This is a genomic window from Yoonia vestfoldensis SKA53 (genome assembly GCF_000152785.1).
GTDB classification, from domain to species: domain Bacteria; phylum Pseudomonadota; class Alphaproteobacteria; order Rhodobacterales; family Rhodobacteraceae; genus Yoonia; species Yoonia vestfoldensis_A.
The window spans coordinates 1654653-1669511 of record NZ_CH672414.1 but is presented as its reverse complement, the minus strand read 5'-3'; the positions used below and the strand labels follow the sequence as shown (position 1 = coordinate 1669511).

Sequence of the window (14859 nt, the reverse complement as noted above, 5' to 3'; positions counted from 1 at the left end):
CGTCCTCTTGCTGCTCTGCTTAGAGATCCGACATCAATACAAAGTCACCTGCACCACGTCGGATCAGACTGAAATTTTGAACGTCTTTTGCGAAATTTTCGTCAGCTTCCGCAAGATTTGCGAGAGACAAGCGCAAGTTCTCGCGTATTTCGTCGGAATTGCCGTTATCTGCAGCAAAGGCGCGACGGAAAGCCTCGCTTGCTTCGCCGACTTGGCCGCGTTCCATCAGGGCAACGCCCAGATTGTTCCATGCGGGCGGAAAGGTCGGGTCTTCTGCGACGGCCCGTTGGAGCCAGTGTTCCGCCTGACCAAGCCGCCCCAGATTAAGGTTCGCCGACCCGATTGCTGACATCGTATCCACGTTCAATCCTTGCTGGGCGGCGGCGCGATGATAGGCTTTCAGCGCCAGATCGAATTCACCGGCCGTCATCAGCCTATGGCCAACGATCAGCCCGTCGATATTGCCAAGCCCGACAGCACCCGGCGCAAAAGTGCCATCGCTGGATTGGTTCAGGTCGCCCGCGTTGCAGGCGGCCAGCGCGATGACTGCAACAGTCAGCATGGTCTGATGAATGCCCATCGCCGGTTCAGCCTCTATCCAAGGCTTGTTGTGATGGCATAGATCGACGGTCCGATCAGGATCGCCATCAGCGGTGGCACGGTCAGCATCATCGTGGCCAGCGTCATCTTGGTCGGCAGCTTGTTGGCGGCCTCTTCGGCGCGCATCACGCGCTTGTCGCGCATTTCCGACGCATAGACGCGCAGCGCATCCGAGATGGATGTGCCAAATTGCGCCGATTGTACCATCACCGTCACAAAGCTGGAAATATCCGGCACGCCGCAACGTTCGGCCATATCCTTGAGAACGGTGGTCTTGTCCTTGCCGGCCTTGGCTTCTTGACTGACGATCTCGAATTCTTCGGCCAGTTCAGGAAAGCCGGTGCGCAATTCGTTCGATACACGCAGGATCGACTGGTCCAGCGATTGCCCCGCTTCGACGCAGACAAGCATCAGGTCAAGCGAATCCGGAAAGGCGTTGATAATGGCCTCTTTGCGCACCTCGACACGGCGGGTGACCCAGTATTTGGGAAACATATAGCCGATGCCGCCTGGCACGAGGATCATCATGATCAGTTCTTGCGTATTGACCGTACGTTGCGCCATTTCGATCAAGGAATAGATGCCGCCGCCGAACAGGCCGGTGATCCCCAATGCAAATTGCACGAAATGGTAAATACGAACGGCATTCTTGCTGCGGTATCCTGATTGCAGCAGCTTGAGCTTGACCGCGGAATATTCTGCGGCGTTCTGCGGCTCCAGAAAGTTTGAATACTTTTCTAGCGTGTCTTTGCTGGATGCTGCGCGTAGTCTTTCGGTCTTGTTGGTCGGCCGGTTCGCGGCCTTGAGCCGGTCAAGCGGGTCTTGTTTGCGCCTGAACACAACTGGCAAGGTCAGCAGGATCATGAAAAACCCAACAAGCCCGATAACCATCAAGGGGCCGAACGGGCCAAGAATGTCGATGATCAAGGTTTGAATGGCTTGCATGCGGCGTCTCTCAGACTTTGATATTGGTCAGCGCGCGCATCACGATCAGGTTCAGCACCAAGAACGCCGCAACAACGAAACAGGCCGGGATGAACATCGGGCTTTCCATCACATCATCAAAATAATTTGGTTGCACCAGATTGATGCCGATCAGTGCAAGGATCGGGAAAGCCGAGAGCAGGTTGCCGGACCATTTCGCCTCGGCGGTAATGGCTTTGACGCGGCGGAACAGGCGGAACCGCGCACGGATCACCTTGGACAGACCATCGAGGATTTCTGCAAGATTGCCGCCCGAAGATTGCTGGATCGTCACCGCCACGGCCAAAAAGCGCAAATCCTGATTGTCGAGCCGTTCCGCCATCGCCTTGAGCGTTTCGCCCATGTCGCGCCCATATGCGGTTTCATCGGCGATGATGCCGATCTCTGTACCCAGCGGATCGGGGACTTCCTTGGCGGCGATGTTGATCGCGCTTGAAAACGGGTGGCCCACGCGCAGCGACCGCACCATCAGGTCCACCGCATCTGGCAATTGTTCGGAAATCAGGTTGATCCGTTGGGTCGCCTTGCGGCTGATCCAAAGATAGACGCCACCGACGCCCATCAGCACGCTGATCAGAATCCGCACCGGCGGAGCCACTTGCGTGAAAAGCGTCAACATCAAAAACGCAGCGACGCTGACCACGGCCATCACCATCATGATCTGTGTGGGCGAGAAAGCGATATTCGCTTTTTGCGCCTTGGTCGCAAGCAATGAATAGATCGGGATGCTTTGCGATTTCATGTGCTGTGTCATCTCCTTGCGGAGTTGGTCCAGCACCTGTTCGCGGTTGCCACCCTTGTCGAGCATCTCAAGACGGCGGTTGACCTTGCCATCCATGCTGATCGACTTGCCGAAAATCACAAGATAGGCGCCTTGGACAAGCGCCAGCACAGCGACAAAGATCAGGATATATATGATGGGTTCAATGGACATGATCTGGTCTACTCCGCGACCATCGGTTCAAAGATGGCGGGCGGCAGGTCATAGCCCCACAATTTGAACCGTTCGGAAAAGTGGCTGCGCACGCCTGTCGCGGTAAAATGGCCAATGATCTTGTTGTCGGGGGTCAGGCCGACGCGCTGATAGCGGAAGATTTCCTGCATCGAGATCACATCGCCTTCCATGCCGGTGATTTCCGTGATCGAGGTCATGCGGCGCGATCCGTCTTGCAGACGCGATGCCTGCACGATCAGGTTCACAGCCGATGCGATCTGGCTGCGCATCGCCTTGATCGGCATGTCGATCCCGGCCATGGCGATCATGTTTTCCAACCGGCTGACCCCGTCGCGGGCAGAGTTGGCGTGGATCGTCGTCATCGACCCGTCATGGCCGGTGTTCATCGCCTGCAACATGTCGATGACTTCTTCGCCGCGGGTTTCGCCGACGATAATCCGGTCAGGGCGCATCCGCAGGGCGTTTTTCAAACAATCGCGCTGCGACACGCCGCCCTTGCCTTCGACATTGGGTGGGCGGCTTTCCATACGGCCCACATGGGTTTGTTGCAGCTGCAATTCGGCGGTGTCTTCAATCGTCAGGATGCGTTCGGCATCATCGATAAAGCCAGACAGCGCGTTCAGCGTCGTGGTTTTGCCCGACCCCGTCCCGCCCGACACAATGATGTTCAACCGGGTGGAAACAGCGGCCTGCAGATAGGCGGCCATTTCCTCGGTAAAGGCGCCAAAGCGCACAAGATCATCGACGCCCAGCTTGTCTTTCTTGAATTTGCGGATCGAAACCAGCGATCCGTCCACCGCAATCGGCGGCACCATCGCGTTGAAACGCGACCCGTCTGCAAGGCGGGCATCGACGTAGGGGTTGCTTTCATCGACGCGGCGCCCAACGGCCGACACGATCTTGTCGATGATACGCAACAGGTGGCGTTCGTCCTTGAACGTGACATCGGTCAGTTCCAGCTTGCCGTTGCGCTCAACGAAAATCTGCTGCGGGCCATTGACCAGAATATCATTGATCGTGTCATCCTTGAGCAAGGTTTCCAGCGGGCCAAGGCCCGTCACCTCGAAAAACAGATCCTGACTGAGGGTCTGGCGTTCTTCACGGCTGAGGACGACACCCATTTCCTCTAGGGTTTCATTGGCGATTGCGTTGATTTCGGTGCGCAACTCCTGTTCCGTCGCGGTTTCCAGCGCGGCAAGGTTCAGGTTTTCCAACAGTGATTTATGCAGGTCGAGCTTGAGTTCCTGCAACCGGTCCTTTCGGCGCTTGTCCTTGTCGGCGGGGCCTGCATCGGCTGGCCTGCGCTGCGGCATGGCTTTCATCAGCGAGGGGCTATCGGGATTGGGCGCTGATGCAACGGCCCGCTGCCCTGTCGTTTGCGTGACACCGGCAACAGGAACGCCTGGTTTCTTGTATTTTGAAAACATGGATCGCCTTTATGCTTTGGCGTCGGCGGTCGCGGTCACGTTGACCTCATGTACCGACTTTGCAAGTTTCATGATTTCTTTGCGCAGGGGGTTCTTTGGATTGCTTTCGGCCAGCGGCGTGCCGTGATCGGCGCTTTGCATGACGGCCTTGCCGCCGTCAGGCATCAGCACCTCGACCGAGATACCCAAACTTTCCGCCAGACGTTTGACCCGGCTTTTGCCGTTCAGGTCGGTAAAACCGGGGGCGCGGTTCAGGATGAAGCGGATCTTTTCAAACGGCAGTTCCTCGGATTGCAGCGCACGTTTCAGCCGCAGCGTGTTCTGCGCCGAGCGCATTTCAAGCTCGATCATCGCGAAATAGACATGCGCGGCCTCCAGCACGGTCTGGGACCATTCCACCATCGTGGACGGCATGTCGATGACGACATAATCGAAATTCATCCGCGCCATTTCGATCACGCGGGTGATGTCGGCGGGTGAAATCATGTCCAGCGGGATCATATCGGTCGGCGCGGTCAGCACATGCAGTTTGTCACCATAGGTGAGCAGCGCCTGCATAAAGCTTTCCGCATCCATCGCCGCTGTATCGGTCAGCATTTCCAGCACAGCTTCGCGCCGTGGCAGATCAAGGTAGGTCGATGCTGTGCCGAACTGGAAATCGAGATCTATCAGGCAGACCTTTGGCGGGTCTTTGGGGTCGATATTGGCCAATTCCCAAGCCAGGTTCACAGCCATCATCGTGGCCCCCGTACCCCCGGCCAGACCGTGGATCGGAATGACAACGCCCGATTTGGTGCCGGTCGCCTTGAACTGCGTGCCTGTTGGCGAAAACTGCGCCGTATCGTCGATGGTCAGCACACGTTCGATTGCGCGGGCCAGTTCGTTTTCGGGCAGCGGATAGGGGACGAATTCGTCGCCCCCTATCCGCAGCAGCCTGTGCAGGGCAGCGGGTGTCAGGTCTTCGGCGATCAGGATTACCTTGATCCGTGCGGCCTTGGCAGCGGTGATAATGTCAGAGACTTGTTGCAGGTTGTCTTCGTCCTGTGCATCCAGCGCGATGGTGACGAATTGCAGCGCCCGGGCGTCAGGTTGCGCCAGAAACGCGGCCGCATCTTCGAAGCTCAGGTTGCCCCATGAATCACCCAGCGCCGATTCCATGTCTTCAATCAGCAGATCGAAAATTTGCACATCCCGACTGATCGTGCAGGCAACGATCGGGGATGGGTCATTCTGCACGGCGGGGCTGGTTGTCATAAAGGTCGTCCTTGGTCAATTTTTGCAGATGTCCCGACTGCATGATGTACGGCCCCCGCAACCCGCCGTGCGGGCAGGGCAGGTGGCGATATCATCGCGTTCATAAATATGGCGGGAAATCGTGTCGAGAATGGGGCCGAAACAGCGTCATTGTACGAAATTTTGCGACGATCTTGCCAAATCCCGAAGAGTGTTTACGCCAGACATAGCTGGCGTAAACAATGATCTGCGGACTTAGCCGCCGCTCCCGGTCGTGATCGTGGTGTCTTGCACCGTCGTGTTGGGCTCAGCACTTGAGACATATTCGCGAAAGATCACGTCAGCGTATTTGCCGTTCAGCAACAGCGGGCTGGTTTCGACAAAGCCCGATACTTCGGTCACGGTGCGTCTGTTGCGACGTTCGGGTTCCGGTGTGGGGATCAACGGCTGCGTCGCGCCAAAGGACACGACAGCTTCCAGACGGTCGCGGCTGATGCCCTGGGTGGACAGATAGCCCACAACAGCCTGTGCGCGGCGCAGGCCAAGGTTGCGGTTGTATTCTGCCGAACCGACAAGGTCGGTATGGCCAAATACCTTGAAGCGGACTTCGGGGAATTGCCGGATCCAATCAGCCTGCTGACGCAGCGTCGCTTGGGCCAGGCTGTCCAGAATGGCCGAATCAAATTCGAAATTCACCATCGCATCGACCTCGGTATTGAACCGGCGGGCAAGGTTGATGGTGTAATCCTGCTGGCGCGTCTGCACCAAGGCGTTGTTCATCGTGGCATTGCCAAAATCGCCTTGATCAATTTCTGATCCGGCCTCCGTAAAGAAGGACGAGGATGTCGGGCCGGATGGGCCGCAGGCGGACAGTGTTGCTGCGACAAGCGCAGTGCTCATATAGCGTTTCATTGTTGCGCTCCACTCATTCATCCATGACGTAGCCGTAGGACCCCATGAAGTCCTGCCGCGCTACTTCGCCTGCGCCACCGCGTGTCGGCGCGCTGGCCGCAGTCACCCGACCGAACAGGAACAGGTCTTGTTCGCTGGGCGGCCGCACTCGGTCTGTCGGAAGGGCAAGTGCGGTACCGCGTGTCGGTGAAACAAGATGCGGCGTTACGATAATGACCAATTCAGTCTGACGACGGGCATATTCGGCGCTGCGGAACAGGGCACCCAGGATCGGCACGTCGCCAATCCATGGCACCTGACCGCTAAGGTCGGTAAAGTCATCCGACAACAGACCCGCGATAGCAAAGCTTTCACCGTCGCGCATTTCGACCGTGGTCGATGTTTCGCGGCGACTGAAGGCGCTGATTTCGAAACCGTTTGCCGAAAAGCTGTTTGAGGGGTCAATCGCCGATACCGCTGCCAGAAGTTCGAGGTTGATGACATCGCCATCCACCACCCGTGGCGTAAAGTTCAGCTCGACGCCGAAAGGTTTGTACTCGACGCTGATCGCACCGTCTTCGCTCGACACAGGCACCGGATATTCGCCGCCCGCCAGAAAGGTGGCCTGCTGCCCGCTGAGCGCGGTCAGGTTCGGTTCCGCCAGCGACCGTACAACGCCACGCGATTCAAGTGCTTCCAACAGCACGCCCACCTCGACGCCACCGGCGCCAAAACCGAACAGGAATGCGCCGTTGTTGTCGTTGGCCGTTGGAACAATATTGTTCAACGTATTCGTGATGCCTGCTTGGCCAACGGTTGTGTTGCTTCCGCCGCGGATATTCCGGCCGTTCTGCAAAGACGTACCGTTCAACGACAGCGACGACGACAGCGCCTTGCTGACCGACCTTTGCATTTCGGCAAAGCGGACCTTGAGCATGACCTGCTGCGTGCCACCGACCGACATCAGGTTCGATACCCGATCTGGCGCATAACGCTGCGCAAGATCCAGCGCACGGTCCAGCCGTGCGGTTGAACTGACCGTGCCGGACAGAACGATGCCGTCATTGGCGGTCCTGACCTCGATATTTTCGCCGGGCAGGATCTGCGTCAGCCGTTCCTTGAATTCCGCCATGTCAGGCGAGACATGCACCTCGACATTGGTGATCAACCGGCCATCGGCACTCAAAAGCGTCAGCGTGGTCCGGCCAGGTTCCTTGCCCAACACATAGATCGTGCGATCGGACAGGGACGAAATATCCGCGATGCCGGGATTGGCGATCGACAATTCGGTAAAGGGGACATCGCTTTCGACGACGACGGCCCGGTTCATGGGAACATCCAATGCGTTGGATGCGGCACCGCGCAATACGCGCAACGTGCTGTCCTGCGCCATGGCTGGTGCTGCCGCTGTCATCGACAACGCAACGCCCGCCAATGCGGCCTTCAGAAATCTGTCATAATTCATAAGTGACCTGCCTCTCCGATCACGCCTCATTGAAATGGGTCTTGGTGCCCTTGATGCGGTGAACATGCGCTAAGGTTGCATTTATTGCAATAATCAGTGCTTTGGAGGGCAAACCGAATGTGTATATCGCGCAAAAGTTGTGTATTTTTATAGTAATACACGTCATGCGTTTATTCGGCGTTTATGTCTACATGTCGTGCCGAAACTGTTAATTTCGGTGATCTTGATCAATATAGCGGATGTCGCAAAAATTAATTACCGATAAAGAATGCACCCTGCTCCGGCATGAATCGCGGTCGGATTCTGGCATCAACGCGTCACTCAGAACACTCGATTTCAACTTGGACGCTCTGTGTGCCGCTGCGCTGGGTCACGAAACAGCGTCGCGCCTCTTCGACCACGGGGGTGGGGGCGGCGACAATATCCTGCTCGCCAGTCAACGCGGAATTGTCGATTGTGACGGGGCCGGTTTCTGACAAATCGCCAGTGCCCACCAGCGCAAGGGTCAATTGTCCGCTGTTCTGCGCCTGCGTCAACAGGGCCACTTCTTCTGGGGTCACCTGAACCACAACGCTTTGTGGTCCGCCGCGGTTGCCTGCATCGCCCAGCACGGCGATGATCTGCAGGCCGGATTTGATCAGGTTCGTCACCTCGCGGCCGTCCCGCAATCTGCCGGTCCAATAAACGTCAATTCTGTCATCGGGTCGCAGGATGCCGAAACCGGCCGCCACGCGCCCTTCGACGGGAAACGCCCGAAAGCCCGGTTCGACAAGGGCGGTCAGACCACGGCTGGCCCCCGGTTCGGACACTTTGGTTGTCAGGACCAGTTCATTTGCGATCATCGGCAGGACAACGACGCGCGGCGTCTGTGTCCCCTGCGGGAACAGGCTCTGTTCTGTGGCAAAGGTGCCTTCGGGCAAATAATCGCGCGGATAAGGGACAAGACGGACATCATCCGCTGTCAGATATTCACCATAAGTGACCGATCGCGTTGTGACATAGACGTCCACGGTGACAAGAGCCTGCGCCGCGATCTGGCGCGCGCGGTCAAGCTGGGCGGTTTGTGTCGCCATATATTGGTTCACCATATAGACGGCAAAACCTGCCAGCCCCATGCCAACCAGAAGGACCAGACCAAAAACTGCGCGCATGATGCAAACCTTGAATAGAGTTTCGCGCCCGTTCACGTGTGACGGTCTGCCATGGCCGTGACCCGCGCGCACCAATGCGACTTTATCGCATGGCCACTTACAATATGGGTTGTCCGCTTTGCAAGCAAAAGGCGATTAAAACGTTAATCACGCAATCTTGTGGATGTAACTTAGTCACATTGATCAACTTGGCATGTCGTTACACACCATGGTGTGTGTCCCGCCCAGTGTGACCTGTCGCGGCGATGCGATTGAAAAGACCACGGTGCAAATATGTGATGAAGATATCGCCAGCGGCGATTACATCATGTTTGCCATGGTGGTTTGCAGCCACGTTGCATGACCTTCGGCCGCGCCACCAATTGTCGACATGATCAAGAACATAAGCGCCACGACAGCGGCTGAGAGGGTGACCCAATCAACGGTGATTGCACCGGATTCGTCAGTGTGAAACGTTTGCAAGATGCTTTTCATTCATCAGCCTTCCGTTTGGTCATCAGACATGGGATCAGTCTTGCTGGCTGTGTTTTGTGAGCCATTTTCGCGCCCGAATGGGCCTAGATGCGACAGGCGGTCTAACCACCGCGGATTTGTGGTGTATGGGTTGCGCCTTTTGGTCAGCGCAGCCCATACGTTTGCACGTCGCCTGCCGTTATTATCAGACTTGGTTGACCAGATCGTTTGTGATCCTGTTCGACAATTGGCCGGCGCCGCCGCTGATCGCTGTGCCGACAGCGATACCCAGCAGCACGATTGCCGCGGTCAGAACCACGAAATCGACGGTGACAGCACCGTCTTCGTCTTTGTGGAAAGTCTTGATGAAGTTAAGCATTGATGATCCTCCTGGGGTATCGTTGATGGTCTGGCCGTTCCTCGCCGGGGATGGTGACAACCCCTGGGCGTCACGGTCCGTCTTGGATTTCACCATTAAGTTGGATGATTGGGGCGGGAGTTTGGCAATATTCGCGCGTTTCGGGCTTTGTTGCATCTGGTGCCAAGAAAATGCCCGCAAGTCTTTGAAAAATATAGAAAGAAAATATTAACAAATATTCATATTCACTAACGCCAGTTGCCAAAAGGCCCGCAACCCACAGGAAAAATCGCGATTTTTGTACAAGATTGTGGCATTTTCACCGGTTTCTGCCATGTTTCGATGAACGAGAATGTCGATCAGGACAGTCCATGTATCTTATCAGGGTGGCTTTTGCAGCCGCGTTCGCGCTCTTGAGCGCGACAACAGTTTTCGCGCAGGTCGAGCGTCTGCAGCCGGATTTTACCTTTAAACGGGTCGGCGTGCCGGCGGCGGGTCAGACGACAGGCCGGATCACGGTGCAGATTGATCCCGATGCCCCCCGTCGCGGTCCTGTCTATGCCGCGCCACGCGCTGAACCGGTGTCGGCTATCGCCGCATCACCGCGGACACAATCGGGTTTTGGCTGGTTCTGGGATAATGTCCCATCATCATTGACCGGTTCAAGCCCAGCGCGGCTGGAACTGGCGATCAACCGGATCAACAATCCCCCGACCGGACAGCATATGCCTGCGCCACGGTTGCAAGCCTTGCAGAATATCGCCGCAGCGCAGGGGGTGCATATCCTGCGCGAAACGGTCGGCACCGATGTGTCGCCCGCCTTGGTGCTGGCGGTTATCGCCATCGAAAGCGCCGGGCGCACTGACGTTGTCAGCACCGCAGGCGCGCAGGGGCTGATGCAGTTGATGCCTACAACCGCCGCCCGCTTTGGCGTCAGCGACAGCATGGATGCAGCCCAGAACATCAAGGGTGGCGTTGCCTATCTTGGTTGGCTTCTGGACCGGTTCGGCAATGATCCGGTGTTGGTGCTGGCTGGCTACAACGCGGGCGAAGGCAATGTGCAGCGTTACCAAGGCGTGCCACCGTTCGCAGAAACGATGGATTATGTGCCAAAGGTGCTGGCGGCGTGGCAGGTCGCCAAGGGGCTGTGCCAGACGCCGCCTGACCTGATCACCGATGGCTGCGTGTTCAACGTCAACGCTCTGCAATAAAAAAAGCCCTACCGGATGATCCGGTAGGGCCTTGTTGCGGGGCTACCCAATAATGTCAGACGATCGTCGCCTCGGTCGCGGCGCGCAATTCAGCCTCGGTGACATTGTCGGCGCATGCGACAATCCGCAAGCCACCTTCGACGACATCGAGCACACCCAGATTGGTGATGATCCGGTCCACCACGCCCTTGCCAGTCAAGGGCAGGGTGCAGCTTTTCAGCACCTTCGATTCGCCGTGTTTGTTGGTGTGATCCATCACCACGATCACGCGGCCGACACCGGCGACCAGATCCATCGCGCCACCCATGCCCTTGACCAGCTTGCCGGGGATCATCCAGTTCGCCAGATCGCCGTTTTCCGCCACTTCCATCGCGCCAAGGATCGCTGCTGCGATCTTGCCACCACGGATCATGCCAAAGGATGTCGCAGAATCGAAATAGGCCGTGCGGCCCAATTCCGTTATCGTTTGCTTGCCCGCATTGATCAGGTCTGGGTCTTCGTCACCTTCAAACGGGAAGGGGCCCATTCCCAGCATCCCGTTTTCCGATTGTAGCGTGATATCCTTGTCACCGACATAATTGGCGACAAGCGTCGGGATGCCGATGCCAAGGTTCACATACCAGCCGTCTTGCAATTCTTCCGCCGCGCGGGCGGCCATCTGGTTGCGATCCCAGCCTTTGATCTGTTCGGCCATTATGCGTCCTCCCGCTTGCGCGTGGTGCGCTGTTCGATGCGTTTTTCGTGGGTGCCTGCGATGATCCGGTGCACATAGATCCCGGGCAGATGAATGTGATCGGGGTCCAGGCTGCCGGTCGGCACGATTTCTTCAACCTCGACGACACAGATTTTGCCGCACATTGCGGCCGGCGGATTGAAATTGCGCGCAGTCTTGCGGAACACCAGATTTCCGGTTTCATCCGCTTTCCACGCCTTGACGATGGACAGGTCGGTAACAATGCCATGTTCCAGGATATAGGTCTGGCCGTTGAAATCCTTGTGTTCCTTGCCGTCCGCGATCACGGTCCCGACGCCGGTTTTCGTGTAGAATCCGGGGATACCGCAGCCACCGGCGCGCATCCGTTCGGCCAACGTGCCTTGTGGGTTGAATTCCAGCTCCAGCTCACCCGACAGATACTGGCGCATGAATTCGGCATTTTCGCCAACATAGGACGAGATCATTTTTTTCACCTGCCGGGTCTGTAACAGGATGCCGATGCCGAAATCATCGACACCCGCGTTGTTGGACGCGAAAGTCAGGTCCTTGGTGCCTGCGTCCTTGATCGCCGCCAGCAGCAGTTCGGGAATGCCACACAGACCGAACCCTCCCGCCGCGATGAACATGCCGTCGAACAAAAGCCCGTCCAACGCTTCTTGTGCCGAGCCGTAGATCTTTTTCATGCTGCTCCCCTTAGCCATTCGCGCAAAACTGTCGCGGTCCCCGCGCAAAGTCAATCGCCGCGCTGCAGCACCGTTACTTGGTTGCTGCTTTCTTTGGTGCAGGCTTTTTCGCGGCAGGTTTCTTGGCGGCAGGTTTTTTCGCCGCAGGCTTCTTTGCCGACGGCTTCTTTTTTCCGGCCTTGGCGGCACGTTCGTCGATCAGGTCGATGGCTTGCGCCAGTGTCAGGTCATCGGGCGTGATCGTGTCGGGGATCGTCGCGTTGATCTTGTCCCATTTCACATAAGGGCCGTATTTGCCGTCATAGATATTGACCGCACCACCCGCCTGCGGATGGTCGCCCAGTTCGCGGATCGGGGCCGCGGCCTTGCCACGCCCGCCGCGCGAGGCGACCTTTTCGGCCAGCAATTGCACGGCGCGGTTCATGCCCACGGTCCAAACCTCGTCGATCCCGTCCAGATTGGCATTGGTGCCGCCCTTGTCGGACGTGCTGGCCGCATGTTTGAGATAAGGACCATACCGCCCGATATTTGCCCAGACCATGATGCCATCTTCGGGGTGTAGCCCGATCTGGCGGGGCAGTTGCAGCAGGCGCAGCGCCTGTTCAAGATCGACCTCTTCCGCAGGCCAGCCTTCGGGCACGCCGGTGCGGTCGGGTTTGGGGTTGGCCTCGGATGTGGCGCCACGCTGTACATAAGGGCCGAAACGCCCTTTGAAGATGCGGATTTCATCGCCCGCGTCATGCCCCAGCAATTTGCCATCGGGCGGGATCGCGGATTTTTCAGCCTCTGGATCAGGTGGGCCAAAGGGGCGAGTATAGCGGCATTCGGGGTAATTCGAACAGCCGATGAACGCACCACCCGACCGCGCCGTGCGCATCGACAAGCGGCCTGCACCACAATTGGGGCAAAGGCGCGGATCGGTGCCATCGGCGGTGGGCGGAAACAGATGCGGTTCCAGCACCTCGTTGATCTTGTCAAGCACTTCACCAATACGCAGATCAGCGGTTTCGCCGATGGCGGCGGAAAAATCGCGCCAGAACCGGTCCAGTACCTTTTTGTAATCGGCGTTGCCCGCGCTTACCTCGTCGAGCTGGTTTTCCAGATCGGCGGTAAAATCATAACCGATGTATTTCTGGAAATAATTCATCAAAAAGGCGGTGACCAATCGGCCCTTGTCCTGCGGGATCAGGCGGTTTTTGTCCTTTTCGACATAGCCGCGATCCTGAATCGTGGTCACGATCGAGGCGTAGGTCGATGGCCGCCCGATGCCCAATTCTTCCATCCGCTTGACTAACGTCGCCTCGGTATAGCGAGGGGGAGGCTGGGTGAAATGCTGCTCTGGATCGACCGATTGCTTCACGACCTTTTCGCCTTGCGCAAGCTGTGGCAGGCGTTTGTCGTCGTCATCGGCAGTATCGTCGCGGCCTTCTTCGTAGATTGCGATGAAACCGTCGAACACCATGACCTGCCCATTCGCGCGCAGGATCACCTGCCCATCGGCGCTTGCCACGTCAACGACCGTCCGTTCCAGCTGTGCCGCCGCCATCTGGCTGGCCAGCGTGCGTTTATAGATCAGGTCATATAGCTTGCGCTGGTCGACATCCTTGATATCGGCCTGATCGGCACCAACCATCATGTCGGTGGGGCGGATACATTCATGCGCTTCTTGGGCGTTCTTGGCCTTGTTTTTATAGATGCGCGGCTGATCGGGCAGGTACTGCGCGCCAAATTTCGCCTTGATCGCGTCGCGCGCGCCGGTCACGGCCTCTGGCGCCATGTCGATCCCGTCGGTCCGCATATAAGTGATCAGACCGGATTCGTACAAACGCTGGGCCACGCTCATCGTTTGCTTGGCACCCATGCCATATTTGCGGCTGGCCTCTTGTTGCAGGGTTGATGTCATGAAGGGCGGGCTGGGGTTGCGGATGGCGGGTTTTGCCTCCACCGATGTGATTTTCAGATCGCGCGAAGTGACCGCCTGCACCGCCAATTCGGCCTGCGTGGCATTGCCCAGATCGAATTTATCAAGCTTCTTGCCCGCCAGTGCGGTCAGGCGCGCCTCGAACATCTGGCCGCGCGGCGATTGCAGCTGGGCCTTGACGGTCCAGTATTCCTGATTGCGAAATGCCTCGATCTCCATCTCGCGCTCGACGATCAGGCGCAGGCAAACCGATTGCACGCGGCCAGCCGATTTCGCACCGGGCAGTTTGCGCCACAAAACGGGCGACAGGTTGAACCCGACAAGGTAATCCAAAGCGCGGCGCGCAAGATAAGCCTCGACCAAGGGCGCATCGACCTGCCGGGGGTTTTTCATCGCCTCAAGAATAGCGGTTTTCGTGATCGCGTTGAACACCACACGGCTGACGGGCGTGTCCTTGCGGATCGCTTTCTTCTCGGTCAGTGCTTCGGTCAGGTGCCATGAAATCGCTTCCCCCTCGCGGTCGGGGTCGGTGGCAAGGATCAGTTCATTGTCGGTTTTTAGCGCGTCCACGATGGCCTTGATGTGCTTTTTGCTGTCGGTCGCGATTTCCCATTTCATGTCGAAATCGTCGTCAGGAAGCACCGACCCATCCTTTGGCGGCAGATCGCGAACATGGCCGTAGGACGCCAGAACAATATAGCCCTTGCCAAGATATTCGTTGATTTTCTTGGCTTTTGCGGGGGATTCGACAACGACGACGGGCATGGGAATCCTTTATCTGCGCGGCTTTGTTCAAGTGGCGCAAGATGTGG

At 57.5% G+C, this 14859-nt stretch carries 14 protein-coding genes; 1 reads left to right on the top strand and 13 read right to left on the bottom strand.

What is annotated here, in order from left to right; translation table 11 throughout:
• Nucleotides 1-19: 19 nt before the first annotated feature.
• The 10 genes from SKA53_RS08195 to SKA53_RS15570 all read right to left on the bottom strand — a co-directional run bounded on the left by SKA53_RS08195 (nt 20) and on the right by SKA53_RS15570 (nt 9538).
• Entirely contained in the window at nt 20-562 is a 543-nt protein-coding gene (locus tag SKA53_RS08195; protein ID WP_110549086.1) for a tetratricopeptide repeat protein, read from the bottom strand.
• Nucleotides 563-594: 32 nt separating this feature from the next.
• A complete protein-coding gene (locus SKA53_RS08190) occupies nt 595-1545 on the bottom strand; it encodes a type II secretion system F family protein (RefSeq protein ID WP_007205652.1) in 951 nt (316 codons plus the stop codon).
• Nucleotides 1546-1555: 10 nt separating this feature from the next.
• Nucleotides 1556-2518, bottom strand: coding sequence for a type II secretion system F family protein (locus tag SKA53_RS08185; RefSeq protein ID WP_007205651.1), 963 nt, complete (start codon nt 2516-2518; stop codon nt 1556-1558).
• Between the two features lie 8 nt (nt 2519-2526).
• A complete protein-coding gene (locus SKA53_RS08180) occupies nt 2527-3966 on the bottom strand; it encodes a CpaF family protein (RefSeq protein ID WP_007205650.1) in 1440 nt (479 codons plus the stop codon).
• A 9-nt stretch (nt 3967-3975) separates the two neighbouring features.
• Nucleotides 3976-5220 carry an AAA family ATPase gene (locus SKA53_RS08175; RefSeq protein ID WP_007205649.1) on the bottom strand — a complete coding sequence of 415 codons (1245 nt, stop codon included), beginning with the start codon at nt 5218-5220 and terminating at the stop codon, nt 3976-3978.
• 234 nt (nt 5221-5454) lie between these two features.
• Nucleotides 5455-6111, bottom strand: a complete 657-nt coding sequence (locus tag SKA53_RS08170; protein WP_007205648.1) for an OmpA family protein — start codon at nt 6109-6111, stop codon at nt 5455-5457.
• 13 nt (nt 6112-6124) lie between these two features.
• Nucleotides 6125-7555, bottom strand: a complete 1431-nt coding sequence (locus SKA53_RS08165; RefSeq protein ID WP_007205647.1) for a type II and III secretion system protein family protein — start codon at nt 7553-7555, stop codon at nt 6125-6127.
• A gap of 317 nt (nt 7556-7872) precedes the next feature.
• The gene (cpaB, locus tag SKA53_RS08160; protein WP_007205646.1) at nt 7873-8706 is read right to left on the bottom strand and encodes a Flp pilus assembly protein CpaB; all 834 of its coding nucleotides are present in this window, start codon (nt 8704-8706) and stop codon (nt 7873-7875) included.
• Nucleotides 8707-9006: 300 nt separating this feature from the next.
• Entirely contained in the window at nt 9007-9180 is a 174-nt protein-coding gene (locus tag SKA53_RS15575) for a hypothetical protein (protein ID WP_007205645.1), read from the bottom strand.
• A gap of 184 nt (nt 9181-9364) precedes the next feature.
• Nucleotides 9365-9538: a Flp family type IVb pilin gene (locus SKA53_RS15570; protein ID WP_165474493.1), complete on the bottom strand. Its 174-nt coding sequence runs from the start codon at nt 9536-9538 to the stop codon at nt 9365-9367.
• A gap of 350 nt (nt 9539-9888) precedes the next feature.
• Here SKA53_RS15570 and SKA53_RS08155 point away from each other — a divergent pair, with 350 nt between their 5' ends.
• Nucleotides 9889-10728, top strand: coding sequence for a lytic transglycosylase domain-containing protein (locus tag SKA53_RS08155; RefSeq protein WP_007205643.1), 840 nt, complete (start codon nt 9889-9891; stop codon nt 10726-10728).
• Nucleotides 10729-10783: 55 nt separating this feature from the next.
• Here SKA53_RS08155 and SKA53_RS08150 read toward each other — a convergent pair whose 3' ends face one another.
• The 3 genes from SKA53_RS08150 to topA form a co-directional block, all read right to left on the bottom strand.
• The gene (locus SKA53_RS08150) at nt 10784-11422 is read right to left on the bottom strand and encodes a 3-oxoacid CoA-transferase subunit B (protein WP_007205642.1); all 639 of its coding nucleotides are present in this window, start codon (nt 11420-11422) and stop codon (nt 10784-10786) included.
• On the bottom strand, nt 11422-12126 hold the full coding sequence (locus tag SKA53_RS08145) for a CoA transferase subunit A (RefSeq protein ID WP_007205641.1): 705 nt from the start codon (nt 12124-12126) through the stop codon (nt 11422-11424). Before SKA53_RS08145 ends, SKA53_RS08150 begins: the two co-directional genes overlap by 1 nt.
• Nucleotides 12127-12199: 73 nt before the next feature.
• Nucleotides 12200-14812: a type I DNA topoisomerase gene (gene topA, locus SKA53_RS08140; protein ID WP_007205640.1), complete on the bottom strand. Its 2613-nt coding sequence runs from the start codon at nt 14810-14812 to the stop codon at nt 12200-12202.
• Nucleotides 14813-14859: the final 47 nt, after the last annotated feature.